This window comes from Actinoplanes sp. NPDC051411, from assembly GCF_040682075.1.
Classification (GTDB): Bacteria; Actinomycetota; Actinomycetes; order Mycobacteriales; family Micromonosporaceae; genus Actinoplanes.
The window spans coordinates 1-25,457 of the sequence record NZ_JBFBAD010000092.1 but is presented as its reverse complement, the minus strand read 5'-3'; the positions used below and the strand labels follow the sequence as shown (position 1 = coordinate 25,457).

The 25,457-nt window shown below is 70.5% G+C and carries 22 protein-coding genes and 1 pseudogene; 11 read left to right on the top strand and 12 right to left on the bottom strand.

What is annotated here, in order from left to right; all coding sequences use genetic code 11:
* Window positions 1-70 precede the first annotated feature (70 nt).
* On the bottom strand, window positions 71-4,654 hold the full coding sequence (locus tag AB0M88_RS37270) for a sugar-binding domain-containing protein (protein WP_364110544.1): 4,584 nt from the start codon (window positions 4,652-4,654) through the stop codon (window positions 71-73).
* A gap of 139 nt (window positions 4,655-4,793) precedes the next feature.
* On the bottom strand, window positions 4,794-5,960 hold the full coding sequence (locus tag AB0M88_RS37265) for an ROK family transcriptional regulator (protein WP_364110543.1): 1,167 nt from the start codon (window positions 5,958-5,960) through the stop codon (window positions 4,794-4,796).
* A 321-nt stretch (window positions 5,961-6,281) separates the two neighbouring features.
* Here AB0M88_RS37265 and AB0M88_RS37260 point away from each other — a divergent pair, with 321 nt between their 5' ends.
* Entirely contained in the window at window positions 6,282-6,797 is a 516-nt protein-coding gene (locus AB0M88_RS37260; RefSeq protein ID WP_364110542.1) for a hypothetical protein, read from the top strand.
* A 192-nt stretch (window positions 6,798-6,989) separates the two neighbouring features.
* Here AB0M88_RS37260 and AB0M88_RS37255 read toward each other — a convergent pair whose 3' ends face one another.
* Entirely contained in the window at window positions 6,990-8,108 is a 1,119-nt protein-coding gene (locus AB0M88_RS37255; RefSeq protein WP_364110541.1) for a glycosyltransferase, read from the bottom strand.
* Entirely contained in the window at window positions 8,098-9,063 is a 966-nt protein-coding gene (locus tag AB0M88_RS37250; RefSeq protein WP_364110540.1) for a glycosyltransferase family 2 protein, read from the bottom strand. Before AB0M88_RS37250 ends, AB0M88_RS37255 begins: the two co-directional genes overlap by 11 nt.
* A 168-nt stretch (window positions 9,064-9,231) precedes the next feature.
* Between AB0M88_RS37250 and AB0M88_RS37245 the strand changes: the two genes are divergently transcribed.
* A complete protein-coding gene (locus tag AB0M88_RS37245; protein WP_364110539.1) occupies window positions 9,232-10,410 on the top strand; it encodes an LCP family protein in 1,179 nt (392 codons plus the stop codon).
* Here AB0M88_RS37245 and AB0M88_RS37240 read toward each other — a convergent pair.
* Together AB0M88_RS37240 and AB0M88_RS37235 are read right to left on the bottom strand one after the other, a co-directional pair.
* A complete protein-coding gene (locus AB0M88_RS37240) occupies window positions 10,377-10,547 on the bottom strand; it encodes a hypothetical protein (RefSeq protein ID WP_364110538.1) in 171 nt (56 codons plus the stop codon). The two genes, AB0M88_RS37245 and AB0M88_RS37240, sit on opposite strands and share 34 nt — an antisense overlap.
* Before the next feature lie 73 nt (window positions 10,548-10,620).
* Window positions 10,621-11,418, bottom strand: a pseudogene (locus AB0M88_RS37235) (MFS transporter); the annotation flags it as partial.
* A gap of 165 nt (window positions 11,419-11,583) precedes the next feature.
* Between AB0M88_RS37235 and AB0M88_RS37230 the strand changes: the two are divergent.
* Window positions 11,584-12,414, top strand: coding sequence for a helix-turn-helix transcriptional regulator (locus tag AB0M88_RS37230; RefSeq protein WP_364110537.1), 831 nt, complete (start codon window positions 11,584-11,586; stop codon window positions 12,412-12,414).
* A 151-nt stretch (window positions 12,415-12,565) separates the two neighbouring features.
* Here AB0M88_RS37230 and AB0M88_RS37225 read toward each other — a convergent pair whose 3' ends face one another.
* The gene (locus AB0M88_RS37225; protein ID WP_364110536.1) at window positions 12,566-13,366 is read right to left on the bottom strand and encodes a hypothetical protein; all 801 of its coding nucleotides are present in this window, start codon (window positions 13,364-13,366) and stop codon (window positions 12,566-12,568) included.
* A 246-nt stretch (window positions 13,367-13,612) separates the two neighbouring features.
* Between AB0M88_RS37225 and AB0M88_RS37220 the strand changes: the two genes are divergently transcribed.
* Window positions 13,613-13,897 (top strand): hypothetical protein, encoded by a 285-nt coding sequence (locus tag AB0M88_RS37220; RefSeq protein ID WP_364110535.1) that lies wholly within the window; start codon window positions 13,613-13,615, stop codon window positions 13,895-13,897.
* A gap of 6 nt (window positions 13,898-13,903) precedes the next feature.
* On the opposite strand, the gene AB0M88_RS37215 is transcribed toward AB0M88_RS37220, so the two are convergent.
* Entirely contained in the window at window positions 13,904-15,163 is a 1,260-nt protein-coding gene (locus AB0M88_RS37215; protein ID WP_364110534.1) for an alpha/beta fold hydrolase, read from the bottom strand.
* 29 nt (window positions 15,164-15,192) lie between these two features.
* Entirely contained in the window at window positions 15,193-15,747 is a 555-nt protein-coding gene (locus tag AB0M88_RS37210) for a TetR/AcrR family transcriptional regulator (protein WP_364110533.1), read from the bottom strand.
* Between the two features lie 106 nt (window positions 15,748-15,853).
* Between AB0M88_RS37210 and AB0M88_RS37205 the strand changes: the two genes are divergently transcribed.
* Entirely contained in the window at window positions 15,854-16,393 is a 540-nt protein-coding gene (locus AB0M88_RS37205) for a hypothetical protein (protein WP_364110532.1), read from the top strand.
* A gap of 16 nt (window positions 16,394-16,409) precedes the next feature.
* Here the strand turns inward: AB0M88_RS37205 and AB0M88_RS37200 are convergent, their stop codons facing one another.
* Complete coding sequence (locus AB0M88_RS37200) at window positions 16,410-17,234, bottom strand: class I SAM-dependent methyltransferase (protein WP_364110531.1); 825 nt, start codon at window positions 17,232-17,234, stop codon at window positions 16,410-16,412.
* Between the two features lie 28 nt (window positions 17,235-17,262).
* Here AB0M88_RS37200 and AB0M88_RS37195 point away from each other — a divergent pair, with 28 nt between their 5' ends.
* Together AB0M88_RS37195 and AB0M88_RS37190 are read left to right on the top strand one after the other, a co-directional pair.
* Window positions 17,263-17,676 (top strand): PPOX class F420-dependent oxidoreductase, encoded by a 414-nt coding sequence (locus AB0M88_RS37195; RefSeq protein WP_364110530.1) that lies wholly within the window; start codon window positions 17,263-17,265, stop codon window positions 17,674-17,676.
* Window positions 17,673-17,894 (top strand): hypothetical protein, encoded by a 222-nt coding sequence (locus AB0M88_RS37190; protein WP_364110529.1) that lies wholly within the window; start codon window positions 17,673-17,675, stop codon window positions 17,892-17,894. The genes AB0M88_RS37195 and AB0M88_RS37190 overlap by 4 nt, the downstream gene beginning before the upstream one ends.
* Window positions 17,895-17,948: 54 nt before the next feature.
* Here AB0M88_RS37190 and AB0M88_RS37185 read toward each other — a convergent pair whose 3' ends face one another.
* Window positions 17,949-18,848: an aminoglycoside phosphotransferase family protein gene (locus tag AB0M88_RS37185; RefSeq protein ID WP_364110528.1), complete on the bottom strand. Its 900-nt coding sequence runs from the start codon at window positions 18,846-18,848 to the stop codon at window positions 17,949-17,951.
* Window positions 18,849-19,032: 184 nt separating this feature from the next.
* On the opposite strand from AB0M88_RS37185, the gene AB0M88_RS37180 reads away from it, so the two are divergent.
* Entirely contained in the window at window positions 19,033-19,644 is a 612-nt protein-coding gene (locus AB0M88_RS37180; RefSeq protein ID WP_364110527.1) for a hypothetical protein, read from the top strand.
* 80 nt (window positions 19,645-19,724) lie between these two features.
* Here AB0M88_RS37180 and AB0M88_RS37175 read toward each other — a convergent pair whose 3' ends face one another.
* Window positions 19,725-21,119: a phthalyl amidase gene (locus tag AB0M88_RS37175; RefSeq protein WP_364110526.1), complete on the bottom strand. Its 1,395-nt coding sequence runs from the start codon at window positions 21,117-21,119 to the stop codon at window positions 19,725-19,727.
* A 293-nt stretch (window positions 21,120-21,412) separates the two neighbouring features.
* On the opposite strand from AB0M88_RS37175, the gene chvE reads away from it, so the two are divergent.
* From chvE to mmsB, 3 genes are read left to right on the top strand one after another with little or no spacing between them, the layout of a single operon-like run.
* Complete coding sequence (gene chvE, locus AB0M88_RS37170) at window positions 21,413-22,543, top strand: multiple monosaccharide ABC transporter substrate-binding protein (protein ID WP_364110525.1); 1,131 nt, start codon at window positions 21,413-21,415, stop codon at window positions 22,541-22,543.
* Entirely contained in the window at window positions 22,540-24,087 is a 1,548-nt protein-coding gene (gene mmsA, locus AB0M88_RS37165; protein WP_364110524.1) for a multiple monosaccharide ABC transporter ATP-binding protein, read from the top strand. The genes chvE and mmsA overlap by 4 nt, the downstream gene beginning before the upstream one ends.
* Window positions 24,084-25,334, top strand: a complete 1,251-nt coding sequence (mmsB, locus tag AB0M88_RS37160; RefSeq protein WP_364110523.1) for a multiple monosaccharide ABC transporter permease — start codon at window positions 24,084-24,086, stop codon at window positions 25,332-25,334. Before mmsA ends, mmsB begins: the two co-directional genes overlap by 4 nt.
* The last annotated feature ends 123 nt before the right edge of the window (window positions 25,335-25,457 follow it).

The following is a 25,457-nucleotide window of genomic DNA, read 5'->3' as shown; positions in this document are numbered from 1 at the left end:
CGCGCGATCCCGTGCCGAATTGCTTGCCGCGGCGGCCGGGGGCGCGGGCCGGTGCCCGCGCCCCCGACGGTCAGTGGGCGGTGACGTACGTGGGGATCACGTACTCGCCGCCGTTGCCGAGTGTGTTGTAGTGGTTGAAGGGCGGCGGGGTCACCTGGCCGCCTCCGGTTGCCTGGACGAAGGTCTCCAGGCTCTGTGGGGCGTCCCGCGCGACCGCCACGTCGACCGTGATCGCCGACTGGGAACCGGCGGCCAGCGTGACGCCGGGCTTGGTCGTGCAGGTCGCTGTGGAGGCCCGGCACGTCCAGCCGGTGCCGGACATCGCGGTCGGGGTGAGGCCGGCCGGCAGGTCGAGGGCGACCGTGACCGTGCCCCGGGTGGCCGCGAAGCCCTCGTTGGCGACCAGAACGGCGTACTGGCCGGTGCGGGTGAACGGGGCGTAGCGGATGCCCCCGGCGACCGGCACCCCGGTGACCGCGAGGCGCGGCCGGAGGCCGACCGTGATCGGGGCGCTGCCGCTGGTGCCGTTGACCGTGGCCACGTTGGTCACCTGGGGTTGCGTGTTGTCGGCGACCGCCACGGTCATCGTGATCGGCGGGTACGACGCGCCGGGTGCCAGCGTGTCGGACCGGGAGCAGCCGGGCGCCTGCGGGAACGTGTTCACCGGGCCGGGCAGGGTCGGCGGCGCGAGACTGCACGTCCAGCCCGGGCCTCCGATCCGTACCGGAAGCAGCCCGGCCGGCGGCGAGTCGACCACCGTCACCGGGCCGGTGCTCGGTGCGGCCGTGGCCGGGTTGGAGACGGTCAGCGTGATCGGGTCGGCCTGGTCGCTCTGGGCGAAGGAGCCGGTGGAGCGGCTGGTCACCGTCAGGGTTCCCGCCGGGCCGCCCGGGGCCGCCGCCGCGATGGTCGTCGCGGCCGCCACCGTGGCGGGGGCCGCCGTCTCGCCGCCGCCGGAGACCACGACGGTCTCGCTGCCGGAGGCCGGGGCGTTCGCCGCGACGCTGACCACGACCGTGATCGGCGGTGCCTCGCCGTTGTTGCCCGGCAGGGCGTCGCCGCGGGAGCAGGTGCTCAGGTCGCATGTCCACCCGCTGCCGTACAGGGCCGTGATGGTCTCCCCGGCCGGCGGGGTCACCTTCGCGACGATCGGGGCGCCGGTGGTCGCCGCGCCGCCCTGATTGATGACGGTGATCTCGTACCGGTCGCTCGCGTCGCCCTGCCGGAAGGCGCCGTCGACGGCGTTGTCGGCGGTCAGGTTGGGCACCCCGGCGACCGGGGTCTCGCGGGCGATCGAGGCCGACGGGTTGCCGGGCGCGCCGCCGGCGACGGCGACCGCGTTGGTGACGTGCGGCCCGGCGTTCGAGTCCTGGGTGCCGAAGCCGGCCCGCGCGCCCAGCTTCTCGGTCAGGGTCAGCGGGGGATAGGCCTGGCCCGGTGGCAGCACGTCGGCCCGGGTGCAGGTGAGCGTGGGGGCGTTCGACGTGTCGCAGGTCCACCCGGCGCCGGCCAGGGAGACCAGGCTGACGCCTGGATCCAGCACGTCGGTCACGGTCACCGGGGTGCCGTCGGTCGGGCTCGGGCCCGAATTGGTCACGGTCAGGGTGTACGCGTCGGCCGCGTCCCCCTGCGTGAAGGCCGTCGACGTGGCCGACGTGATCGTCCACGCCGGGCCGGTGGCCGCGTGCTGTGACGTGTCGGGGCTGTGGAACGGCGCGCCCGGTCCGGCGGTCGCGCTGCCGGTGACCAGCGGGTGCCCGGCCGCGGTTCCGAACAACGACGTGCCGGGGGCGTGGGCCGGGCCGGCCACCACCGTACGGTCGGGAACGTTCCACCCGCCCAGGGTGACCAGCGGGGTGGCGCCCTTGAGCTGGTCCGCGCCGTAGGTCGCGGTCAGCGTCTCGGACTGGCCCGGCCAGAGCGTGACGTCGTTGTCGCTCCAGTCGACCGGCAGCACCTCGTTGTCGCCGCTCTGAAGATTGCCGTGGGCGTCGCCCCGCCGCACGTCGGCCCGGGCGAAGAACCCGACCGCCTTGTTCGAGGACGGGTTGGCGACGGTGATCGTCGTGACGAGCCGGCCGTTCGCGTCCGGTCGCGGCGAGGTCGAAGCGCTCACCGACAGGTCGGTCGACGGCAGGCTCTTCAGCGCGGTCATGTCCATGTACTGCGACAGGGGTTCACCGTTGTTGGCCTGCGGGCTGCCTTCGGTGGCGGCCCAGTCGACGACGTCGGGCCGGGTCGAGCGCCAGTAGACGTTGCGGTCGACGACCTTGCCGCCCTGGCGCAGGATCAGCTCGACGAAATAGACCTGGGTCGCGGTGGGGACCCCGGGCGTCAGGATCCGGTTGACGACGCCCTGCGACGCGAGGTCGAAGGGGTGGGAGGAGCGTGTGTCGAGGATCTTTCCACTGAGGTCGTGGACCAGCGACTCGACCGTGAGCCCCGGCTGCCGGACGCCGGTCAGGTTGTCGACCGTGACCGTGCCGTCGTCGGGGGCGTAGAGGACGTGCAGGTTCTCGTTCGCCTTCTTGGCCCCGAAGTACGCGCCCGCCTCGTCGTAGTCGTTGTTGTAGAGGTTCCACAGCAGCGACGGCCAGCCCTTGTTCATCTGCCAGTAGATCGTGCCGGTCGACGGGGTGGGGTAGTTGTTCCAGTGGTCGAGGTACGCCTCGAACTGGGCCCGGGTGCTCTCGTAGTTCTGCACCTGCGCCTGCTGCACGTACTGCTGGAGGCTGTCCCACGAGCCGTACCGGCCCTGGATCGCGGTGTCCAGGTTGTACAGCGTGCCGAACGAGTAGCCGTTGTGCTGGCCCGCGGTCGACTCGTAGTTCGTGTGGTATTGATGCGCGTCCGGCTGCTGCCACAGCGTGGCCTGGTCGGCCGGTGACATGAACCGCCGCAGCGAGTCCATCGTCGGCACGGTGTCGCCCGAACCCTGCTCGCTGTCGAAGCCCCACGATCCGCCCACGTTGGTCTGGGACGAGTCGTTGTCGACCCCGCTGTTGCTCGAGTGTGTCGTGTCGAACCAGTAGTCCGGCGGCTCCCAGTCGTACGGGCCCTCCTTCTCGCCCGCCGGGCCGAGGATCCCGCTGCCCTTGTACTCGGCCGAGGCGATGATCGGCTCCTGGAACCCGGCCTGCGCGAAGCCCTGCAGGGAGGCGACCTCCTGCTCGTTGATCGGGGCGTTGTCGCTCCAGCTGAAGCTGGTGACGCTCGGGTGGTCGCGCAGGCGCTCGCCGATGGCCAGCGACGAGGCGTACATGATGTGGAAGTCCTGCGCGGTCACGCCGCGGCCGCTGCTCGACGGCTGCCACTTGTCGCAGCACTGGAAGCCGGGGTCGAGCATGATGCCGGCCCGGTCCATGGTCTCGTAGAAGTCCTGCGGCATCTCCTTGCCCTCGGTGCGGATCGTGTTCAGGCCCATGCTCCTGATCAGCGTGAGCTGGTTGTCCAGGTCGGCCGCCGAGTAGTGCAGGAACAGGTTCTCGGCCCAGCCGCCGCCGCGGACATCGAACGGCACGCCGTTGATCTCGAAGACCCGGACGCCCTGCGGCGCCTGCGCCGACGCCGCCGTGAGGTACGAGGTGATCGTGCGGATGCCGAACTCGACCGGTGCCGCGTTGTCGTCGCCGACGCTGGCCCGCAAGGTGTAGAGCGGCTGGCCGCCCATCTGGTACGGCCACCACAGCCGGGGGTGGCGGATGGTGAGTTGCCGATAGTCCTTCGGGCTGAACGTCACCGTCCGGGTGGCGCCGGCCGGGACGGTGACCTCCTGGGCGACGACGATCGGTGCGCCGCCCGGCGGCGAGATCACGGCGCGTACGGTCGTCCGCTTGGCCGACGACGTGTTGTTGGTGGCGTCGGCGTGCACGGTCAGCGCGGCCGAGCTCATGTCCGGGCTGTCGTTCTGGGTGACGTAGCCGTTGGTCACCCCGAACGTGCCCGAGGTGTGCAGCTGGACCGGGAACTGGATGCCGGTGTTGTTGTCCGGCGGAATCTGGTTCCAGTCGACGTCGTCGAGCGTGAGCATCGTCGACGGGTTGTTCGGGAAGACCTCGAAGGCGATCGCGTTGGTGCCGCCGCGCAGCAGGTCGCTGACGTCGAAGGTGTAGCTCGCGTAGCCGCCCGTGACCGTGGCCTGGGTGGCGACCTCGGTGCCGTTGACCCACACGTCGGCCTGGCCCACGACGCCGTTGATGACCAGCCGCGTGTTCGCTTCCGGGTGGCCGCTGAAGGTCGTGCGGTACCACCATGGGACGTTGAACAGCGGGTTGGTGTTGGCGCCCGCGTCCGTCGCCGGCGGCCCGAAGCACGACTGCATGTTGGTCGAGTAGTAGATGCTCTTCGGGTCGCCGGTGCGCTGGTTGACCGGCTGCAGCGCGGCGTCGTCCGGGCAGATGCCGTTCTGGACGAGGGCCTCGACCTCGGTGCCGGGCGCGCCACCGTCGTCGGGGGTGACGGGGAGCCAGCCGCTCGGGGCGAAGCGGGGGTCGGAGATGTCGGCGGCGCGCTGGGTCGCGCCGGTTCCGGTGGTCCAGGTGGTGGTGGGGGAGGTGGTCTGCACCTGCCAGCCGTGCAGGCCGAGAGTCTGCAGGCCGCCGGGGGTGGAGCTCGCTGTGGCCACGCCGGGCGTGGCGATCAAGCCGGAGGACACGACGAGGAGGAGGGCTAATCCGCTGATGCCACGTTTCGATGTCAACCCGGGCCTTCTTTCGGCTCTTTCTTTTCAGCCTGAAAAAATCGATCCTGGCCGAACTATAGGTGTCGACCTTGGACGGCCACAAGAGGTCCGTTCAGCCCTTACGCAGGCGGGACAGGGGGGTCGGCGCGTCGAGTTCGGACACCACCGCGAGCCCCCGCGCCACCGCCCCGGTGATCGTGGCGTCCCGGCCCAGATCGGACACGACGACCTCGGGCGCGGCGAACACCTGGGCGGCGACCGCGTCGCGCACCGCGGGCAGCCACGGCTCCAGTGCCCGGCCGATGCTGCCGTCGAGGATCACCCGCTCCGGATCGACCACCGCCGCCACCGCGGCGACCGCCATCGCGACGTCGCCGACGAGACGGTCCACCACCGTACGGCCCAGAAGGTCGCCGCCCGCGGCGGCGGCAAAAAGATCAGCCACCTCGAAGGTCGCCGCCTCCAGCGAGCTTTCGACGCCCTCGGCGAGCAACGCCGCCGCCCGCGCGTGCAGCGCCCGCCCCGACACGACATCCTCCAGCGACGCCCGCCGCCCCCGCGACATCGGGAGATAGCCGATCTCCCCGCCCGCGTTGTGGCGCCCCCGCACCAGATGCCCGTCGAGCACGACCGCGCCCCCGACCCCGGTGCCGAGCGACATCGTGACGAACGAGCCCACGCCCCGCCCGGCCCCCCGCCACGCCTGACCGAGCGCGGCCAGATTGACGTCGTTGTCCACCTCGAACGGCTCGGCCAGCTCCCGCCGCAGCCGGTCGAGCAGGTCGAAGCCCTGCCAGTGCACGTTCGGCCCGGCCGTCGCGAGCCCGCTCACCGGGTCGATGAGCGCCGGAATCCCGACGACGACCGCCCGCACCGGCATCCCCAGCCCGCCCGCCGCCTCCCGCAGCGCGGCCACACAACCCAGCAGGCTCGCCGCCGCGTCCGGCCCCTCCCCGGCACTCCGGAAATCCTCGGCCACCGTGCTGCCGGCCAGGTCGGCCAGCGCTCCGCGGCACAGCGTCCCCCCGAGATCCACCGCGATCACCCCGCCGACCGGCCCGACGAACCGCAGAATCGACGGCGTACGCCCCCGGATCGCGGTCGCCCCCGGCGCCTCGTCGATGATCCCGCTCGCGAGCAGCCGCTTCACGATCCGGCTGATCGACGCGTCGGACAGGCCGAGCTCCCGGCCCAGCTGGCTGCGGGTGGCCGCGCCGCGGGCCCGGATCGCGTCCAGCACGAGGAAGGTGTTGAGCTCCGCGATGTTGCCGACGTCCATGGGGCCCGAGTAAAGCAGGCCGGCGACCGGATCAGCGGGCGGAGCCCCTCGGATGCCACCATCGGCGCAGCCGCCCCGTCAGGCTGGCTGTTCCCCGGAGGACAGCCCGGCCGGCCCATCAGCGCCGAACGACTCAACTCGCCTCCAACTCGCCACCGAGATCCCCGCCGCAATCCTGGCCCGAAACCTCGGGATCAGCGTCAACTCCGCCGGCCGCTGGCAACAGATCTCAGCCGGCGACCGGGCCGGCTACGCCGCCGACCTCAGCACACGCTCCTCGACCGCGATCAGCCCCGTCCTCTCGAACGACAGGAAATCTCAATGAACGCCGACGCTCTCGACCCGCCCTGGGTCCGCACGTGGGCCGCAGACATCACCGCGCACCTGCAGTTCGTCCTGTCCGCGTTCGACACCTACTACCCGTTCCCGCCCGGCGAGAACGAAGTCGTCCTGGCCGACCCCGACCAGAGCTCGCCCGACGCCACTCCGGCAAACCAAAACACTCCACCCGACCTGACCGCCTTCTACCAGGTGATCAAAGAGGTCACCATGTCCGACATCGGAAACGGGTTCTTCATCCACCCGCTCGACCTCGTCGTCGCCCAACTCGCTGACGGCCCCGTCCTCTTGCGCGACGGCAACACCGGCACGGTCTTCGCCAGCGACGGCGGCGGAATCCTCTACGCCATCGGCCCCGACAACACGGTGCACCGTTCACGCGACGCCTCCACCGATACCGGCTTCGAACCCGTCGCTACGGACCTACGTGACTTCCTCGGACAAGTCCTCAACGCCGTCGCACACTTCGCAGCCACCAGAACCCCCGGCGACCTCTGATCCGGCCCTCGATCAGCGGCACGCATTCGGACAGTTCCAACCACCGACGTCACCATTTCCGAGTCGATCGGGCTGCCATCGAGTTCGAGGCCGGCCTTATGCGTGAGGTTCTTGCCGAACGCCCGCTCGAGACCTACCCCGGCGAGGTCGAGTCGCGCGGCATCGCGGACGTCGAACCGCCGCGAGACGGGCTCACAAGCGCTGAAGGCGGTTCGCCACTACCTCGTCGTAGAGGTCCTCGAGGCGCCGGGACTGGGTGGCCAGGTTGAAGTTCGACGCGACGTGGGCGCGGGCCGCCTGGCCCAGCCGCTCCCGCAGGGGCTCGTCGGAGAGCAGCCGGCCGATGTTGGCCGACAGCGCCTCCACGTCCCGCTCGCCGCCGAGCAGACCGGTCACCCCGTCGACGACCGCCTCCGGGATGCCGCTGTGGAACGTCGACACCACCGGCACCCCCAGCGCTCCGGCCTCGAGCACCGTGGTCGGCAGGCCCTCGGTGTCGCCGTCGGCCGCCGTGCGGGACGGGGCGGCCAGGATGCGGGACGCCGCCAACCGTGACGTGACCTCGGCCGGCGGCAGAGCGCCGGTGAACGTCGCGTCGACACCGAGCGAACGGGCCTGGGCCTCGACCTGCGGGCGCAACGGGCCGTCGCCGATGAACAGGGCGCGGGCGGGCCCGAGCTTCCCCAGCGCCGCCACCAGGTCGTCTGCCCCCTTCTTGTCGACGAAGCGGCCGATGAAGGTGACGTCCCACGACGGGGAGACCGAGGGGAGAGCGGGCGGGACGGGGACTCCGGTGTGGTGGACGCGTACGCGGGAAGGATCAGCCCCTCGGGCGATGGCGCGTTCCCGGATGACCTCGGACACCGCGATGATCAGGGATGCCCGGTCGAAGACCGAGCGCAGGTTGCGCCGGTAGCGCACCCCCTTGAGCCCGTCGCTGTCCGGTTGCCGGGTGACGTCGTGGCCGTGCGTGGTCACGATCAGCGGCACCCCCAGCCGGCGGGCCGAGTCGCTGACCAGCCAGCCGTCGCCGGCGAAGTGGGCGTGCACCAGGTCGGGCCGGGCGACGGCGAGGAGTCGCCGCAGCCGCGGCGACTCGCCGGTCAGGCGGAGGCGGAGGAAGGCGAGCCGGTCGCTCTCCCAGGGGTACGCGATGACGTCGGTCTCGCGGGCGAGCGGGGACTCGGTTCGGGTCGCCCCGAGGTAGGCCGGCGTCCACCGGGTCAGGTGGTCGCCGTGGTTGCGGACGAACGTCTCCGAGCCCGAGAGCAGGGCGCTGCGCCAGATGACGACCCGGTTGTCAGGCGACATCGGCCGTCGTCGGGGTCTCGGCCTCGGGTGCCGTGCGCCGCCCGACGATCTTGTCGCGGAGGGTGTGCCGCACCGACGGCGGGATGGTCCAGATCTGCAGGAACGTCAGGTAGTCGATGGCGCCCGGGCGGCCGGTGCGCGCCTCGCGGAGCAGCTCGGCGAAGACCTGCCGGCTGCGGGTCGGGGCGGCCATCGAGCTGAGCACGCTCATCGTGAACGCGGAATAGGCCCGGGGCGTGAACAGCGTGCGGTTGGCGCGCAGCCAGTCCAGCTGCTCGGCCCACGGGTTCTCCAGGCTGATGCGTTCGCGGTCCTCGTCCTGGTGCCAGAGGACCAGCGGCTCGTCGGCGTAGAGCAGTTCGACGTCGTCCTGCGCGGTCGCCCGCAGCGCCCAGTCGAGTTCCTGCTGGCGGCGCAGCCCGACGGTGAACGGGACGCGGCGGACCAGCTCGGTCGGCGCCATGATGGTCGACGTCTGGATGAAGCCGTCGCCGTAGAACAGGCCCTTACGGACGGTGAAGTATTCGCTCAGCGGCTCGCCCGGGGCGGGCAGCCGGCGCGGCATCACCGTGTCCGAGCGCGGCGTGCGGCTGATCAGCCGGGTCGCCACCACCGGGGAGGGGCGTTTCGCGGTCGCGGCCAGCTTGAGCTGGACGTCGAGCTTGGCCGGCAGCCACTCGTCGTCGTCGTCCAGGAACGCCGTCCACCGTCCGGTCGCCGCGCGGGCACCCTGGTTGCGCGCGTTCGGCGCCTTGCCCCGTTCGGGCAGCGGCAGCACCCGCAGGCGGGCGTCCGGGATCGCGGCCAGCGCCTCCTCGGTCGCCGGATCGGGGCCGTCGATGACGACGACGACCTCGAGATCCGCATGCGTCTGCCCGAGGGCGCTGGTGACCGCGCGAGTGGCTAGGTCGGGGCGGTTGCACGTCGGGATCACGACGCTGACCTCAGGGGACATGAGGGTCGAAATTAGGAGGGGCGGGCGGCGCGGGGGTTAACAACGGGCAGCGTCAGAGGGTGCGGCAGGCGAGCACTTGTCGCAGCCGAAAAATCCTCGCGGCGTCGAACCGCGGGCGGATCAAATCCGTGACATCAGTGACGAACCGCCTCGCTGGGGAGAAGAGTCTTGCCGTATCGCAACGCCCGACGTCGCCGCCGCCGTCCGCCCGTCCGGTCCCGGCGGTCGCCCGTCTGGACCCGCTGGACCATCGGTCTCGGCCTGGTTCTGCTGGTCGGAGGGGGTGGCTCGCTGTTCGCGGTGCAGGCCGGCCTGGCCGCCGCCACCAAGTCGGTGGCCCAGCAGGATCTGCTCGGCTCGACCGCGACCAGGAAGCACGCCGACATCAAGGGCGCCAAGAACATCCTGCTGGTCGGCGTGGACCAGCGCCCGAACGCGACGGCGACCGACGGCACCCGGTCCGACTCGATCATGATCATGCACATCTCGGCCGACCATCAGCAGGCGTACCTGGTGTCGATCCCGCGTGACCTGCTGGTCGACGTGCCCGCCTACAACAACGGCAACCAGTCGTTCGAGGGCGGCCAGCAGAAGATCAACTCGGCGTTCTTCTTCGGCAGCCGCGGGCTGGCCGGCGACGCCGCCATGTCGCACGGGTTCGACCTGCTCACCCAGACGGTCAAGAACCTGACCGGGATCACCCCCGACGCCGGGGCGATCATCGACTTCACCGGCTTCCGCAACGTGGTCAAGGTGCTCGGCAAGGTCTGCATGTACGTCGACGAGGACACCACCTCGATCCACATCGGCGAGGACGACAAGACCGGCAAGAGGGCGAAGCCGTTCGTCATCAACAAGGACGGCACGCTGAACCACGCGATCAAGGGCGTGACGCCGTGGTTCTACTCCAAGGGCAACCACTGTCTGACGCCGAACGAGGCGCTCGACTACGTACGCCAGCGCGACCTGCTCGCCAACAAGGACTTCGACTACGGCCGGCAGCGCCACCAGCAGCAGTTCCTCAAGGCGCTCCTCCAGCAGGCGGTGAAGGACGGCCTCGACTCGCCGACCAAGCTGCCGGGCCTGCTCGGCGCGTTCGGCAAGGCGATGACCGTCGACAGCGGCGGCATCTCGCTCGAGGACTGGGTCTTCGCGATGAAGGCGATCCGCCCCGACAACCTGGTCACCCTCAAGACCAACGAGGGCAAGTTCCACCCCGAGTCGGTCGCCGGCCTCGGCGAGGTCGAGACGCTCAGCGACGCCAGCAAGCAGCTGATGGCGGCGGTCAAGGCGGACAAGGTCGGCGAGTTCGCTCAGAGCTTCCCGACCTTCGTCGCCAACACCTGAGCCGCCGGCTCCCTCAGGGCCAGCCCGAGAACGAAGGCCACGACCGGCGTCACGCAGAGGACGGTCAGCACGCCCTGCGGTCCCCGGTGCTGGGCGATCACGCCCAGCACCGGCGCGATCAGGCCGCCGATGCTCACCCGCCAGGCCGAGCGTCACCCCGGCGGCGGTGCCCGGGCGGCCGGGCAGATAGTCCTGGCCCAGCTTGACCAGCACCGCGAACGGGATGTTGAGCGCGACGCCGGCCGCGACCGCGCAGATCAGCGGGGCGACCGGGCCGGTGCTGAGCCGCAGGGCGATCAGGAACGGCAGGGCGACCAGCGCACCGAACTGGGTCGTGCGGACCATCCCGTACCGGTCGGCGATCCGGCCGCCGAGCAGCGTGCCGGCCACGCCGCCGGCCAGGAAGCAGGCCAGGCCGGCGCCGGCCGCGGTCTTGCCCAGGTGCAGGTAGCGGATCCAGTAGAGCTCGAGAAACGTGTTGATCCCGAAGAACGTCATCGACCGCACGACCTCGATCGCGGTCAGCGTGCCGAAAAGCAGCCACCGGTCGGCCCCCTCGCGCCGCCCGGCCACCTGTCCGGCCGGCCCGGCCCGGTGCTGCCGCAGCAGAATCACCGCGATCACCACCGCGGGTGGGATGAACAGCACGGTGGCCGGCGCCCCGAACCGGATCAGAACCGGCGTCGCCAGCACCGGCGCGAGAAAGAACCCGACCTTCCCGCCGGTCGCGAAAATGCTCATCGCCGACGCGCTGTCCCCGGCCGCCTCCCGCGCCGCCTTCCCGGCCGCCGGATGGAACATGGCCACACCCAGACCCGAGATCAAAATCAGGACCCACACCATTTCGTACGCGGACGCCAGTCCCGCCAGCCCGAGGCCGATACCCGCCGTTGCCACTCCGGCGGCCGCCATCCACCCGAGCCGGTAGCGATCGGCCAGGATCCCCACGAACGGCTGCGGCACCGAACTCCCGAGCGCCGCCGCGAGGGTCAGTCCCGACGCCGCCACATAGCCGTAGTGCCGGTCCAGCACGAAGTACGGCAGGGTCGCCGGCACCAGCCCCTGATAGAGATCGTCGACCGCGTGCGCGCCGCCCCACAGCCATATCCGTCTGCCCACGCCCCCGATCTTCCCGAACCACCCCGTTGCTGACTTCCGATAATCTGCCGGACTATGTCGGTAACCCGCCAACCCACCGACCCGCCCGCCGACCCGTCCGCCGACCCGTCCGCCGAACTGTCCGCCGAACTGTCCGCTGGTCTGCCGGTCGGCCCGTCCGACCGTCCGATGGCCGCCCCCTCCGCCAACTCGCTGGTCCACCGCGAGCAGATCGCCTGGCACGGCCACCCGGTCCACCAGCTGGTCTACCCGATCCGCGGCGTCCTGCAGGTCTCGACCGAGAAGGGTTCGTGGGTCGTCCCGCCCAACCGCGCGGTCTGGATCCCCGCCTTCATCGCCCACGCCCACCAGGCCCACGGCCCGACCGAGATGCGCGGCCTGAAGTTCGACGTGCCCAACCCGCTCGCCCCCGACACCCCGACCGTGCTCTCGGTGAGCCCCCTGCTCCGCGAGGTCATCCGGGCGCTGACCGACGACCGCGAACTGACCGGCGACCACCGCCACCACCTGGAACAGGCCGCCCTGCACGAACTACGCGGCGTCGAGGCCCTCCCGCTCGGCCTCCCGGCCCCGCACGACCCGCGCCTGGTCGACCTGGCCGCGATCCTGGAGGAAAACCCGGCCGACCCCCGCTCCCTGCCGCAGCTCGGCCGCGCCGTCGGCGCCAGTTCCCGTACGCTCAGCCGCCTCTTCCGCGAACAGACCGGCATCACGTTCCCGCAGTGGCGAGCCCAGCTCCGCCTGCACCACGCCCTCAAGTTGCTGGCCGAGGGCTCCCCGGTCACCCGCGTGGCCGCCGACTGCGGCTACCGCAGCCCGAGCGCCTTCATCGAGTCGTTCCGCCTGGCGTTCGGCACCACCCCGGGCCGCTACCAATCCCTCTGACGCTGTCCGGGCCGGCGGAGGGAGCCGGCGGAGGGAGGATGCGCGGCTGCCGCGCGCGACACGGCCGGCCGACAACTACGCGGGCACGCCTTCCGACTGTGACCGCCGGCGTTCCTGTTCAAGCAAGAAGCCGTCCCGGAGCGCGCCCGGATCAAGTCACGGTCACTTCGCGGGTGACGGCCTCTCGGTCGTCGAGGGGATGGATGGCGCCACTGTAGAGCAGCTTGATCAGCTGTTTGTCGAGCGCCGAGTATTTTGTGGGATAGGAGCCCGCGTGGATGGTGAACACGCTGCTCGTGTGGGCGGTCGTGCCGTCCCGCAATCCCGTCGCCTCGGTGAGCTGCCGGCGGATCAGGGAGCAGCGCATGCTCGCCGAGACTCCGGTCGACGCCACCAGGACGGTCGCCCGGGAGATCGCGTTGGTGCCGTGCGGCCAGCTCGGATGGGTGAATCCATCGCTGTCGACCGTGGATTGCGGATCGATCGACTTGAAGCGTGACGAGGGCACGATCTGGAGTTCGATGTCGCCGGGCCCGCTCGTGATCTGGAGCTTGGTGGTGGCGCTGAGCGCGTTGAAGTCGGCGACCGTCTGGTCGGCGCAGGTTCGGCTGGCCGCGCTCACGGTGCCGCTGAGATGCACCTGGGCGACCGGGTTCGTCCAGATCGCGATTTTCCCGTCGTGGGCGTCACGGCCGACGAGAGCGACCTGCACGAAGTAGTCCAGCGTCGCCTTGCTGACTTTCGGCTTGGTCGGCGTGGGAACCGGCGTGGGGTCCTCGCCGACCTGGGGTGGCGCCGACTCCGCAGCCGGCTCCGCAGCCGGCTCCGCAGCCGGCTCCGCAGCCGCGCTGGGGCTCGTTCGCGTCGTCCTGGCCGGTTCGCCGCATCCGGCCAGCGCGAGCCCGGACGCCAGTAGCACCGGCCCGGCCAGCCGAACCCATGTCGATCTCATCCGGAGTCCCTCTTAGTCCACGCCGCGACAGCCGCACGCATCCTACGATCAAGATCCGTGGAGCGGACCCGCCGAAGGGTCGATCACCGGCGAAGCCGGTCCCGGTCCCGCCGTGGGCGTCCGTCAGCCAGCTCGAATAGGTGTAGCCGTCGCTGTTGGCCGGGGTGTGCGGCTCGATCGATTTGAAGCGTGACGAGGGCACGATGTGGAGTTCGGCGTCGCCGGGCCGGCTCGTGATCCCGGATCATGGCGATGGCGATGGCGCTGAGCGCGTTGAAGTCGGCGACCGTGTGGACGGCGCAGGTTCGGCGGGCGGCGCTCACGGTGCCGCAGCACGCCGAGCTCGGGGCGGACTTCGCGGCCGGCGGATTCCTCTTCGCCGCCGTGGCCGACGACGAGAAGTGGCCGAGCCTGGTGTCACCCAGCGATACGAGCCGTGCGGGCCGGGTTTCGCACCGGGTGTCCTCTATGTCCCCGAGGAGCGCCAGTTCTTCCTCGGCGCCGGAACGCGGATGGGTGACCAGCGGGTGATCGGGCTCAGCGGAGGCCCGCCGTCATGTCCATGAGGTGGCCGAGGATCTGCTCGCCCGAGGTGCGCAGGCCGTCGTGCTGGTGCTCGTTGGTCACCCAGGTGCGGACGTTGCCCACGGCGGCCGCGGTCTGCTGGGAGAGGCCGGCGTCGACGTACATGTCGTCGGCGTAGACGGCGGCGGCCACCGGGACCTCGTTGGCGGCCAGGCGGGCGGTGTCGTAGAGGACCGGCCAGTCGGTGGTGGCGGCCAGCAGGTCGGCCGCGCCGGCGAACGGGCGGAGGGCGGTGATCTGCTCGAACATCCAGGGGTACATCATCTCGCCGGTGAACAGCAGGGGAGTGGCGCCGGCGGCGAACTCGGGGAGCTTCTCCATCGCCCGGGCCGCGGCCCAGCCGGTGGCGCCGTCACCCTGGCCGTAGATGTATTCCTGCAGCGCGTACAGCGGTTCGTCGATGAACCCGGTCGCGGTCATCGCCGCGTACCGGAAGGTGGCGGAGAGTTCCTCTCCGTGCCATGCCTCATCGAGCAGCCAGTGCAGTTCGGCGTAGCCGTAGCTCATGCCGAACGAGCTGCCGAGGAAGCGGAACCGTTCGACGGTCAGGCGGTCGCCGTCGGGCAGGCGGACGTCGGTGCCGGCGAGGTGGTCGGCGATGCGGCGCACGGCGGCGACGTCGCCGGGGAACTGGCGGTAGAACTCGGCGTTCTTGCCGGCGACGCGCGGGTAAGTGCGGGCGTACACGTCGTCGGCCGTGGCCGTGAGGCCCGGCAGCCCGCCGGTGATGTAGCAGTTGCGCAGGGCGTGCGGGGCGGCCGAGAGGTAGGCGAGCGTGACGAAGCCGCCGTAGCTCTGGCCGAGCGTGTCCCACCGGGCGCCGCCGGCGAGGCGTTCGCGCAGCACCTCGGCGTCGGCGACGATGCTGTCGGCCCGGAAATGCGTGAGATGGCCGGCCAGCTCCCGAGGGGAGCGGCCGGCGACCGTACGCGCGGTCAGAGGCGTGCTGCGGCCCGTTCCGCGCTGGTCGAGCAGCAGTACGCGGTGCGTTTTCACGGCCCGGGCGATCCAGCCCTCGGCCCGCACCGGCCGCGGTGACTTGCCACCCGGGCCGCCCTGGAGGAAGACGAGCCACGGCTGGTCGTCGCCGGCCTTGTCGGCGGCCACCACCTCGCGGGCGAAGACCTCGATCGTCGGGCCGTCGGGCCGGCGGTGGTCGAGGGGCACGGTGACGGTGTGGTCGGCGAAGCGGAGTCCCGGGTGAGCGATCATTCTTTCAACCTAGGGCTGGACGACGTCGTCTACCTACGGAGTACCGCTTGGCAGGCGCGCAGGAAGGCGCCGCCCGCCGCGGCCGGGTCGCCGAGGTAGCCGGCGACCATGGCGCCGTCGCGCAGCAGCATCAGCTCGTCGGCGACGGCCGCCCGGTCGGGGAGGCCGAGGGGGGCGATGAGCTGCTCGAACGTCGTCCGGTACCAGGCGCGGTGCTCGGCGACGATGCGGCGCACGGGGCTGTCGGGGTCGGCGTATTCGGCCGCGGCGTTGATGAACGGGCAGCCGCGGAAGCCGGGGCTGCAGGCGACCGCCCCGATGCCCTCCGAGATCAGCCGGAACGCGGTCTCGGGGTCGTTCCCGGCGTGGGCGATGGCGGCGCCGATGCCTTCGCGCTCGATCGCGGCCCGCTTCTGGAGGTAGGTCACGACCAGGTCGTCCTTGGTGCGGAAGTGCCGGTAGAAGGTGACCTTCGTGGTGCCGACCCGCTCAATGATCTTGTCGGCGCTCACGGCGCGGAGGCCCTGAGCGTAGAAGAGCTCGGAGGCCGCCTCGACCAGACGTTCACGTACCGGCGATGTCACGGCGTTCACTTTACAAACCTCACATTCCTCTTGCGCTGGGCCGTTCCGGCGGGCATCCTGGTGCTCGGCCGTAGAGTTACTAGTTAGTCTACCTGTAAGGAGCGCCATGACCACCCTCGCTTCCGCCACTCCCGGCCTCGCCGCCGGTCTCCGACGGCTGTACTTCGTCCGGTTCGGTTTCGCGATCGTCTGGGCCGCGCTGCTGTTCGCCTCGGCGTCCGACCTCGGGCCGCTGAGCGTGACCCTGCTCGTGCTCTATCCGCTGTTCGACGTGGCCGCCGCGGTCGTCGACTCCCGCTCCTCCCGGACCACCGCCCTCTACGTCAACATCGCGATCAGCTCGCTCGCCGCCGTCGGCCTGGCGATCGCCTGCGCGTCGGGGATCCCGGCCGCCGAGCGCGTGTGGGGTGCCTGGGCCGTCGTGGCCGGACTCGTGCAGCTGATCGTCGGGCTCGGCCGGCGGCGCCTCGGCGGTCAGTGGCCGATGATGCTCAGCGGCGGCATCTCCGTCCTCGCCGGGACGTCGTTCATCGTCGGGGCCTCGACCTCGACCTCCCTGGCCGGCCTCGCCGGCTACGCCGTTCTCGGCGGCATCTTCTTCCTGGTCTCGGCGCTGCGCCTCGGTCGCCCCGGGGCCGGCCGCTGACCCCGGGGGTACGCGGTCACGGCCGGCTCGCGGCCAGCGCGTAGAACAGCGGGATGCGCGGCGCGTCGTCGGGCAGACGCCAGAAGCCGGTGCCGGTCGGGACCATGCCCGGCCAGCGCGGCCACGGCAGCTCGTCCGACTCGCGCAGCGAGGTGATCCGGAAACCGGCGCCGGCCAGAACGCTGACGACCTCGCCCAGGCCGTGGGCCCACTCGTAGACCTCGGTGGACTCCGTGAGGGCAGGGCCGTCGGTGTAGGTGTAGGTGCCGTCGCGGAGCTGAGCGCCGCGGCCCTCCAGGTAGTCGTGGCGCAGCAGCAGGTCCGGGCCGGACGGGACCAGGCCCAGCGACACCAGCAGAGGGTGGAACTCGACGAGATAGAGAAGACCACCGGGACGCAGCAACTCCGCCACGACGCCCGCCCACCGGGGGAGATCGGGCAGGTAGCAGAGGGCGCCCTTGCCGGTGTAGACCACGTCGAAGCGGTCGCCGTCGAGGGCGGTGGGTGCGTCGTACACGTTGGCCCGGACGTACTCGATCGGAGCCGTCGCCAAGCGACGGGCCTCGGCCACCGCGGTCCCGGAGATGTCGAGGCCGACCACCCGGCGGGCGCCCCGCTCGGCGAAGGCGGCCGTCTCGGTGCCCAGGTGGCACTGCAGGTGCAGCACGTCCCGGCCGGTCAGGTCGCCCAGGTCGGCCCACTCGTAACCGGCGAACCAGGAGGCCGGCTCCTTCCGGCCGACGTCGTAGAACCGGCTGGCCACGTGGATCGGGGTGCGCGCGTCCCAGTTGGCCTGGATGGCGGCGAAGCGGCGCCGGGTTTCCGGGTCGAAGTCGGTCATCGCCCCATTCTGAGGGAGACTGGGGGTCATGACGCCACCGGAGAGCCACGCCGATCTGCTCGAGAAGCCCAACTTCGCCCACCTGGCGACGGTCCGCCCGGACGGGTCGCCGCAGTCCAGCGTGATGTGGTTCGACTGGGACGGCTCGCGCATCAGGATGACCCACACCAAGACCCGGCAGAAGTTCCGCAACCTCAGCGCCGAGCCCCGGGTGGCGCTGTCGATCGCCGACCCGGACGACGAATACCGCTTCCTGGAGGTGCGCGGCGTCGTCGAGAGCGTCGAGGACGACGACGCCGAGGCCTCGTTCTACAAGTCGCTGCAGCGGCGCTACGGCAACGAATACGACGTCCAGGACGCCGCCGTCCGCGTCGTCATCACGATCCGGCCGGAGAAGTACGTCGCGGTCAGGAGCGGCGGAGTCGTGGGCGTCGAGGTGTGACCGGCGTCCTGCCCGGTCCTCCCGGCGGGGCGGACGCCGGCTGGGACACGATCAGCGAGGCGACCCTGTGGTGTCCCGGCGGCCGGTTGTCGGTCAACGGCCTGACGGGCGGCACGGCGGACGCCCTCACCGACGTCGCGCCGGTCGGGATTCCGGCGGGGACACTGCCGGTCGGCGGTCTGGAAGTCCGGCTGGAGCGGGTCGACGGCAGCCGGTGAGGGCCCGGGCGGCTGAGTTCCGGGCCGCTGAGTTCCGGGCCGATGGTCGACGAGTCAGCCTGTCCGCGTAAGGCGATCCGCCTCGGCGAGAAGGAGGTCGCCGAAGGGCTGGAAGCCGATCCGCACGCTGTTCAGTCCGCCGATCACGCGATGGACGGTTCCCCACTCCCATATCGCGGTGGCGTCGACGCCGGTCCGGGCGGCCAGATGTTCCGTTCTGACCCGTAAGTCGTCGCCGCCGTCGGGGGTGCAACGGACGATGGTCCCGAGGTCACACGCGGGTTCCGCCCTCAGGCCGTCGGGATCTATCAGCTTGAAGGTGCCACCGTCGGTCCGGAGGGCGTTCGCCTCGTGAACATCGCCATGCACGAGCACCGACGTTCGACGGTGGTAGGCGCGCTCGCGGCGACCGGCACATTCGACGGCGTCGTCGATCGTCGCTTTCGAACATGGTCGTTCCAGCTCCTCCCAGAGCTGCGGTATGACGTGCCGCATCCGACGTGCCAAGTCGGCGCCGGTCGGCAGGTCGATGTCGTCGTCGAGCGGGCGCCACAGTTGTGTGACGAGGTCGCACAACATGTCGTGTTGCGAGCGAGGGTCCGAAACCACCTCGTACATCGCCGGCCCGAGCCTTTCCAGCAGAAGTGCACCCCGGGTGAGGTCGCGGCGGATCAGGCGTGCGCAGCTCTGCCCCGCATCGAGATCGAGAACGGTCGCCTCGAAGCCGAGCCGGCGTCGATATCCGGGAACCGCGACCTTGAGGACCGACGGGGCTCCGTCGGCGAGCGTGGCTCCGACGACCAAAGCGGCGTGTCCGCCGCGCATCGTTGCGCCGATCGTCAGCGACCAGTCCTCGGCCAGGGAGTCCAGGAGCGACGGGAGACCGTCGAGCCATGCCGCGTGTCCGTCGGCAAGCGCCGTGCTTCGGACTTCATCGGGAACGTCGAGTGTCATCCGATTCCTTTTACGCCAAGACTCGGACGCGCGCTGCGATTTTGTTCCATCAGCGCAGGGAGCATTCCGGTCCAAGCCGGACGCACGGTCCTTGCCGATCGTGTCGACCGATAGCGCCCGGACCACATGGCACACCAGCGGCCGCCACCGGCTTTCCTCCTTCCCGGACGCTAGTCTTCGCGCTGTGGCTTTGGATCCGGACGAGTTCTATGGGCATGCGATCGCCGCGGCGGACGCCGGGCGGCGGCTTCCGCTGGCGCGTATGACGGGATGGGACATCAGCCCGTTCGAACCGGACGGGTTGCGCGTCGCGCCGCTGCGACCGCCGGTGCTTCCGGAAAAGGCCCGGCACGGCGAGGACCCGGCCGACTGCCGGCCGTGCCGGGAGCGCGACGAGGGCATCTGGTTCAACGAGCGCTGGCGGCTGGCCCGGATTCCGGGAGTGGGCGTGCCGCTGGTGCTCATGCTGTACCCGCGCGACCATTACGACATGGCGGATCTGCCCGACGAGCTGGCCGCCGAGATGGGGCTGCTGGGCACCCGCATCGTCCGGCACATGCAGGCGCTGCCGCACATCTCGCGGGCCCACCTCTACCGCATCGGTGACGGCGCCGCGCATCTGCACCTGTGGTTCTTCGCCCGGCCGGAGGGCCAGGTCCAGCTGTACGGGTCGTGGCTGGTCGTCTGGGACGACCTGCTGCCGGAATATCCGGCCGACGTCGCCGACGCGGACGCCGCGGCGGTGGCCTCCGCGCTCGTCACCTCGCACGGCGGGTCGCTCAGCGCACCGGCCTGACCACCGGGCGAGGCCCCGGCAGCCGGCCCGGTGGGCGGCAATGCACGTAGGTAGAGGACCTGCCGGGGGTGGTGACCGCGTCAGGCCGGGCAGGCGGGGGCGACGAAGAACTGGTGGGGGCCGTCGGTGAAGCGGCAGCCGAACGCCGGCGAGGCGACGGTGCGCCGGTCGAGGATGGCGTCGCCGGCCGGGCGCCGGCCGGAGTCGACCCAGTGGACCAGGTCGTCGAAGCCCTGCGTGAGTTCGGCCGGGGTGAAGTCGCAGTGGCCGACGCCGCGGATCGCGCGGGACACGAACAGGCCCGCGCGGCTGTTGGCGGCCACGCGCTGGGCGTAGATCTGCTCCATCGAGAACGGTACGAACAGGTCGCCCACGTCGTGCAGGGACAGCACCGGGATCGTCGGGCGGCCGTAGACGTGCGGAACGCCGGACAGGCCGGGCGACGGCGGGACGGTCGGGTGCACCCGCAGGACCGAGGCGTTGAGCTTCCATTCGGCCGGGGTGGGCCAGAAGCCGTCGGTCGAGCGGTAGAGCGTGAACTGGTTGCCGGCGACGTTGCCGGCCGCGATGTTCTCGGTGCCGCCGGTCAGGCCCGGGTAGAGGCCGAACAGGAACGGCAGGTCGGACAGCGGTTCGAGCGAGCGGGCCGCGTTCCAGTACGCGAAGGCGCCGTCGAAGCCGGGCCGTACGCCGCCGGTGCGCCGTTCGACGACCGCCGACCAGGTCTGGCCGGTGGGGGTCAGGACCGGCGGGGCGCCCGCGGTCACGCCGAGGGCCGGCAGCATCCGGGCGACCTGGGCCCGCCACTGGTCCTGGTAGGTGTCGCCGGGGTGGAGCGGATAGCTGATCTTTACGCCGGTCAGCGCGGCGGCGGTGGCGTCGGCGTCGAGGAAGTAGTCGAAGAGGCTGGTGTCGCCGAGGACGCCGCACATCGGCATGGCGCCGGTGAACGAGCGCGGATGCTTCTCGATTATCACCGCGGTGACCTGGCCGCCCATCGAAGCGCCGCTCATCAGCGCCGAGCGGGCCGCGGTGCCGGTCACCCGGCGGAACTGGTCGATCAGGTCGAACGAGTCGCGTACGCCCTGCCCGACGTCGTAGCCGTTGGTCGCATAGCTGGACGCGGCCCAGGCGAACCCGTCGGCGACGTAGTGGGCGCGCAGCGGGGGATTGTCGACATAGACCGTCGTGCCGTCGCCGCGGTAGCCGTGGGCCCAGACGACCAGCCGCCCGTTCCAGTGCTGCGGGACCTCGATGCGGTAGGCCGCCCCGGCGCGGATGCCCGTGTAGTCGCGGGCGCCGGGGAGGGCGACGAACGGCGTGCCGTCGATCTCGCAGCGGGGATCGGCGACGACGTAGCCGGGCTGGGTCGTGCTCGGAACCGGCGCCGCGCAGGTTTCCGAAACGGCTGCGGCCGGCGGCCCGAGGACCGCTAGCGGAACGGCCAGGACGAGAGCGAAGAACCCCGTGATCATGGCGTTACCTCCCGGTAACATCCAACGGCCGTTCTCGATGGCTTGTCAAGGCACCCGCCCGCACATCGTGCCGAATCTGTTATCGATAACAACGCGGTCGCGCCCGGGGCCGCCGAGAGGCCGACCGGCCTGCGGAAAAGCCAAGCCCAGACGGTTTCAACAAGGTGTCCGCAACGTTGCCGGAACCCGTTGACAGGGCAAGTGTGAGCGTTCACACTCGACGCCACTGCAGCGCCCCCGGCTCACCGAAGTCGATGGGCGTCTTTACCCCCGTGAATTGGAGTTCCGCCGCGATGAGACTTGCCAGACTGGGGGCCGTGGCCTCCGCCGCCCTCCTGACCGTTGCGCTGGCCGCATGCGGCTCGAGCGAGAAGACCGTCGACAAGCAGGCCGGCGCGTCCGGCAACCAGGGCGCCCTCATCGGCGTCACGATGCCCACCCGCTCCAGCGAGCGGTGGATCAGCGACGGCGACAACCTGAAGAAGCAGCTCGAGGCGCTCGGCTACAAGGTCGACCTGCAGTACGCCGAGAACGACATCCCGACCCAGACCCAGCAGCTCGACAACCAGATCACCAGGGGCGCCAAGCTGCTGATCATCGCGTCGATCGACGGCACCGCGCTGACCACCCAGCTGGACAACGCCAAGGCCAACAACATCCCGGTCATCGCGTACGACCGGCTCCTGCTCAACACGCCGAACGTCGACTACTACGCGACCTTCGACAACGAGAAGGTCGGCGTCCAGCAGGCCACCTCGCTGCTGACCGGCCTCAAGGTGCTCAACGCGGACGGCTCCAAGGGCACCGCCAAGGGCCCGTTCAACGTCGAGCTGTTCGCCGGCTCGCCGGACGACAACAACGCGACGTTCTTCTTCAACGGCGCGATGACGGTGCTCAAGCCGTACATCGACGACGGCACGATCGTCGTCAAGAGCAAGCAGACCGACTTCAAGACGATCGCCATCCTGCGCTGGGACCCGGCGACCGCCCAGAAGCGCATGGAGGACCTGCTGACCTCCACGTACAAGGGCGGGGCCAAGGTCGACGGCGTGCTCTCGCCGTACGACGGCCTGTCGATCGGCATCCTGTCGGCGCTCAAGAGCAACGGCTACGGCACCGCCGCCCAGCCCTACCCGGTCGTCACCGGCCAGGACGCCGAGCTCGCCTCGGTCAAGTCGATCATCGCCGGTGAGCAGTACTCGACCGTCTACAAGGACACCCGGCAGCTCGCCAAGACCACGGTGGCCATGGCCGACGCGGTGCTGAAGGGCCAGAAGCCGCAGGTCAACAACACCACCGACTACAACAACGGCAAGAAGGTCGTGCCGTCGATGCTGCTCCAGTCGGTCGTGGTCGACAAGTCGAACTACAAGAAGGAACTCGTCGACGCCGGTTACTACACCGCGGCTCAGCTGGGTCAATGAGCGAGGCAATCCTGCACATGCGGGGCATCTCGAAGTCCTTTCCGGGCGTGAAAGCGCTGTCGGACGTGGACATCGAGGTGCTCCGCGGCGAGATTCACGCGATCTGCGGGGAGAACGGCGCCGGCAAGTCGACGCTGATGAAGGTGCTCTCCGGCGTCTACCCGCACGGCGACTACGACGGTGAGATCACCTTCGAGGGCGAGCCGTGCCGGTTCTCCGGCATCCGCGACAGCGAGCACCGCGGCATCGTCATCATCCACCAGGAACTGGCGCTGGTGCCGATGCTCTCGATCGCCGAGAACATATTCCTGGGAAACGAACAGACCGGTGCCAGCATGATCGGGCGGGGCCTGATCGACTGGAACCGCACCAACGCCGCGGCGGGTGAGCTGCTGCGGCGCGTCGGCCTGAACGAGAACCCGGTCACCCCGGTGATCGATCTCGGCGTCGGCAAGCAGCAGCTGGTCGAGATCGCCAAGGCGCTGTCCAAGCGGGTCAAGCTGCTGATCCTCGACGAGCCCACCGCCGCGCTCAACGACGAGGACTCGGCGCACCTGCTCGACCTGCTGCGCGGCCTGCGCGACGAGGGCATCACCTGCGTGATCATCTCGCACAAGCTGAACGAGGTGCTGGCGATCGCCGACCGGGTGACGATCCTGCGCGACGGCCGCACGATCACCACGCTGCCGTCCGAGGGGCTGACCGAGGACCGGATCATCTCCGGCATGGTCGGCCGCGACCTCGACCACCGGTTCCCGCCGCACGAGCCCCACATCGGCGACGAGATCCTGCGGATCGAGGACTGGACCGTCCACAGTCCGACCCAGCACGGCCGGGTGCTGGTGCGCAACGCCAACCTCTCGCTGCGGCGCGGGGAGATCGTCGGCCTGGCCGGGCTGATGGGCGCCGGGCGCACCGAGCTGGCGATGAGCGTCTTCGGCCGGGCCTTCGGCACCGGCATCTCCGGGCGGGTCATCAAGGACGGCCAGGAGATCCGGTTGCGGTCGGTGCGCGAGGCCATTCAGCACGGCATCGCTTACGCGACGGAAGACCGCAAACGGTACGGGCTGAACCTGATCGAGGACATCAAGCGGAACGTCTCCGCGGCCGCCCTCGGGAAGCTGGCCCGCCGCGGATGGGTCGACGACAACGAGGAATACAAGGTCGCCGAGGAGTACCGCCGGAGCCTGAACATCAAGGCGCCCAGCGTCTCGAGCATCACCGGCAAGCTCTCCGGCGGCAACCAGCAGAAGGTCGTGCTGTCCAAGTGGATCTTCACGGATCCGGACGTGCTGATCCTCGACGAACCGACGCGCGGCATCGACGTCGGCGCGAAGTACGAGATTTACACGATCATCAACCGGCTCGCCGACGCGGGGAAGGCGGTGCTGGTGATCTCCTCGGAACTGCCCGAGCTGATCGGCCTCTGCGACCGCATCTACACGCTGTCGGCCGGCCGGATCACCGGCGAGGTACCGCGCGCCGAGGCGACACAGGAGGGCCTGATGACTTTGATGACCGCCAGTCAGGAGGTGACCTCGTGACGGCCGCGCCGACCAACGCCGACCTGGCGATGGACGAGACACCGCCGGCGTCGCCCGGCGGCAACGGCTCCCGCGGGTTCTCGATCAACCTGCGGCAGAGCGGTATCTACATCGCCTTCGTGCTGATCGTGGTGCTGTTCACGATCCTGACCGACGGCGACATGCTGGCACCGCAGAACATCAGCAACATCATCGTGCAGAACTCGTACATCCTGATCCTGGCGATCGGGATGATCCTGGTGATCATCGCCGGGCACATCGACCTGTCGGTGGGCTCGCTGGTGGCGGTCAGCGGCGCGGTGGCGGCCAAACTCATGGTCGACAACCACATCGCGTGGCCGGTCGCGATCATCATCACGCTGCTCGCGGGTGCGCTGGTCGGGGCGTGGCAGGGCTACTGGGTGGCCTACTTCGGCATCCCGGCCTTCATCGTCACGCTCGCCGGCATGCTGCTGTTCCGGGCGATCACGCTGATGGTCCTGGGCAACCGCGGCATCGGCCCGTTCCCGGACGCGGTGCGCACGCTCTCCAACGGGTTCACCGACGGCTATCTGGGCAACATCGGGCTCGGCGCTCTCGGCGGCGCCGACGTGGTCAGCGTGCTGGTCGGGGTGCTCTCGGTGGTCGCCATCGTGATCGTGCAGTGGCGCTCGCGCAGCGCCCGCGTCAAGTACGGCCAGGGCGTCGAGCCGATGCCGGTGTTCATCGGCAAGCTGGTGGTCGCGGCCCTGGTCGTCATGTACGTGATCGTGCAGCTGGCCCGCTTCCGCAACCTGCCCTGGGTGCTGGTGCTGCTGGCGATCCTGGTGCTCGGCTATTCGCTGCTGACCACGAAGGCGGTCTTCGGCCGGCAGATCTACGCGGTCGGCGGCAACCTGCAGGCCGCGACGCTCTCCGGCGTCAAGGTCAAGTCGGTGGTGTTCTGGATCTTCGTCAACATGGGCGTGCTGAGCGCGCTGGCCGGCATCATCTTCGCCGGCCGGCTCAACCAGGCCAACCCGACGGCGGGCAACCAGTTCGAGCTCGACGCCATCGCGGCCGCCTTCATCGGCGGCGCCGCGGTGCAGGGCGGCGTGGGTAAGGTGGTCGGTGCCATCACCGGTGGCCTGATCATGGGCGTGATCAACAACGGCATGAGCCTCATCGGGGCCCCGTCGGAGCAGGTCATGCTGGTCAAGGGCGCGGTGCTGCTGGCCGCCGTCGCCTTCGACGTGTGGACCAAGCGCCGGGCGGGCGCCTCGCGCTGACGCACGGGGCAGGGCTGGGCCGGGGGGGCAACGGCGGGGGCCCCCCCCCGCCCCCGCGCCCGCCCGGCCGGGGCCGCCGGGGTGCGCAGCGTGACCGACCTGGCCGGCGAGACCGCCCTCGCC

What these genes read in the sequence shown, in the direction of transcription:
- AB0M88_RS37215 (WP_364110534.1), bottom strand. Translation starts at nt 15,163, where the DNA reads ATGATCGCTCACCCGGGACTCCGCTTCGCCGACCACACCGTCACCGTG.
- AB0M88_RS37230 (WP_364110537.1), top strand. Translation starts at nt 11,584, where the DNA reads ATGTCGGTAACCCGCCAACCCACCGACCCGCCCGCCGACCCGTCCGCC.
- AB0M88_RS37220 (WP_364110535.1), top strand. Translation starts at nt 13,613, where the DNA reads ATGGCGATGGCGATGGCGCTGAGCGCGTTGAAGTCGGCGACCGTGTGG.
- AB0M88_RS37200 (WP_364110531.1), bottom strand. Translation starts at nt 17,234, where the DNA reads ATGACCGACTTCGACCCGGAAACCCGGCGCCGCTTCGCCGCCATCCAG.
- mmsA (WP_364110524.1), top strand. Translation starts at nt 22,540, where the DNA reads ATGAGCGAGGCAATCCTGCACATGCGGGGCATCTCGAAGTCCTTTCCG.
- AB0M88_RS37255 (WP_364110541.1), bottom strand. Translation starts at nt 8,108, where the DNA reads ATGTCGCCTGACAACCGGGTCGTCATCTGGCGCAGCGCCCTGCTCTCG.
- AB0M88_RS37175 (WP_364110526.1), bottom strand. Translation starts at nt 21,119, where the DNA reads ATGATCACGGGGTTCTTCGCTCTCGTCCTGGCCGTTCCGCTAGCGGTC.
- AB0M88_RS37185 (WP_364110528.1), bottom strand. Translation starts at nt 18,848, where the DNA reads ATGACACTCGACGTTCCCGATGAAGTCCGAAGCACGGCGCTTGCCGAC.
- chvE (WP_364110525.1), top strand. Translation starts at nt 21,413, where the DNA reads ATGAGACTTGCCAGACTGGGGGCCGTGGCCTCCGCCGCCCTCCTGACC.
- AB0M88_RS37205 (WP_364110532.1), top strand. Translation starts at nt 15,854, where the DNA reads ATGACCACCCTCGCTTCCGCCACTCCCGGCCTCGCCGCCGGTCTCCGA.
- AB0M88_RS37195 (WP_364110530.1), top strand. Translation starts at nt 17,263, where the DNA reads ATGACGCCACCGGAGAGCCACGCCGATCTGCTCGAGAAGCCCAACTTC.
- AB0M88_RS37225 (WP_364110536.1), bottom strand. Translation starts at nt 13,366, where the DNA reads ATGAGATCGACATGGGTTCGGCTGGCCGGGCCGGTGCTACTGGCGTCC.
- AB0M88_RS37265 (WP_364110543.1), bottom strand. Translation starts at nt 5,960, where the DNA reads ATGGACGTCGGCAACATCGCGGAGCTCAACACCTTCCTCGTGCTGGAC.
- AB0M88_RS37260 (WP_364110542.1), top strand. Translation starts at nt 6,282, where the DNA reads ATGAACGCCGACGCTCTCGACCCGCCCTGGGTCCGCACGTGGGCCGCA.
- AB0M88_RS37250 (WP_364110540.1), bottom strand. Translation starts at nt 9,063, where the DNA reads ATGTCCCCTGAGGTCAGCGTCGTGATCCCGACGTGCAACCGCCCCGAC.